Annotated in this window: 2 protein-coding genes; both read left to right on the plus strand. The window is 68.6% G+C overall.

Features of this window, described 5'->3' with window-relative positions:
* Positions 1–768, plus strand: a 768-nt coding sequence (locus tag HUK84_RS17815) for a putative PEP-binding protein (RefSeq protein ID WP_317135310.1), incomplete at its 5' end; no start/stop codon positions are given.
* 28 nt (positions 769–796) lie between these two features.
* The coding region (locus tag HUK84_RS17820; protein ID WP_176641442.1) for a 1-phosphofructokinase family hexose kinase at positions 797–1,518 on the plus strand (722 nt) is incomplete at its 3' end.

The raw sequence follows: 1,518 nt of genomic DNA on the forward strand, positions 1-1,518 counted from the left end.
CGCACCGCCCCCAGCCCGTCGCCGGGCGACTATTTCGTGCGGACGCTGGCCGAGGGGGTCGGCACGATCGCCGCCGCCTTCTACCCCCGGCCGGTCATCGTGCGGCTGTCGGATTTCAAGACCAACGAATATGCGGCGCTGATCGGCGGGCAGGTGTTCGAGCCCACGGAGGCCAATCCGATGATCGGGTTTCGCGGCGCGGCACGCTATGCCCATCCGGCCTATGCCGACGGGTTCGCCCTGGAATGCGCGGCCCTGGCGCGGGTGCGCGGCGCGATGGGCCTGACCAACCTGATCGTCATGGTGCCGTTCTGCCGGCGGGTCGAGGAAGCCGAGCGCGTGCTGGCGGCGATGCGCGAACACGGGCTGACGCGCGGCAGGGACGGGCTGGAGATCTACATGATGTGCGAGATCCCCAACAACGTCATCCAGATCGATTCCTTTGCCGCCGAATTCGACGGATTTTCGATCGGGTCGAACGATCTGACGCAATTGACGCTGGGGGTGGACCGGGATTCCGACCTGGTCGCGTTCGATTTCGACGAACGCGACCCCGGCATGCTGGAAATGCTGCGCCTGGCCGTGACCGGCGCCCGGCGCAATGGCCGCAAGATCGGAATCTGCGGCGAGGCGCCGGCCAATTATCCCGAGATCGCGCGCTATCTGGTGGCGATCGGCATCGACTCGCTGAGCGTCAATCCGTCGAGCCTGCTGCGCACCATGGAGATCGTCCGCCAGGCGGAGGAGAACGAGAGCCGCGCGGCGTAGAGCAGATCCTGACCGATGGATGCCGGATATGTCCCAGATCATCGCGACCCAGGTCATCGCAACCCAGGTCATCGCGACATTGACGCTGAATCCTGCCGTGGACGTGGCCTGCGTCGCCGCCGAAATCCGCCCCACGCACAAGATCCGCACCACGGACGAGCGGCTGGACCCCGGCGGAGGCGGCATCAATGTCGCGCGCGTCGTCCACGAACTGGGCGGCGAGGCCCTGGCCGTGATCATGACCGGCGGCGTCACCGGCCGGCTGGTCGAGGAGCTGCTCGACCAGGCGGAGGTGCCCTGGCGGGGGTTGCCGATCGGCGGCCGCACCCGGATCTGCCTGAACGTGCAGGAGCGCGCGACCCGGCTGGAATATCGCTTCGTGTCCGAAGGGCCGCTGATCGCGGAGGCGGAATGGCGCAACAGCCTGGACCTGCTGCACGGGATCGATGCCGGCTGGATCGTGGCCAGCGGCAGCCTGCCGCGCGGCGTGCCCGATGATTTCTATGCGCGTGTCGGCCGCATCGCCGCGGCGCATGGACGGCAATTCGCCATCGACACCTCGGGCCCGGCCCTGCACGCGGCGATCGGCCCCGACGTCGCGCTGCTGAAGCTGAGCCATGGCGAGCTGGAATCGCTGGTGGGCCATCCGGTCAGGGACGCCAACGGGGTGGCGATGGAGATCGCGGAGCTGATGCGCCGGGGCGCGGCCCGCATGGTCGCCGTCAGCCTGGGGCAGGACGGGGCCATCCT

Source organism: Nguyenibacter vanlangensis, assembly GCF_013376155.1.
Lineage (GTDB): Bacteria > Pseudomonadota > Alphaproteobacteria > Acetobacterales > Acetobacteraceae > Gluconacetobacter > Gluconacetobacter vanlangensis.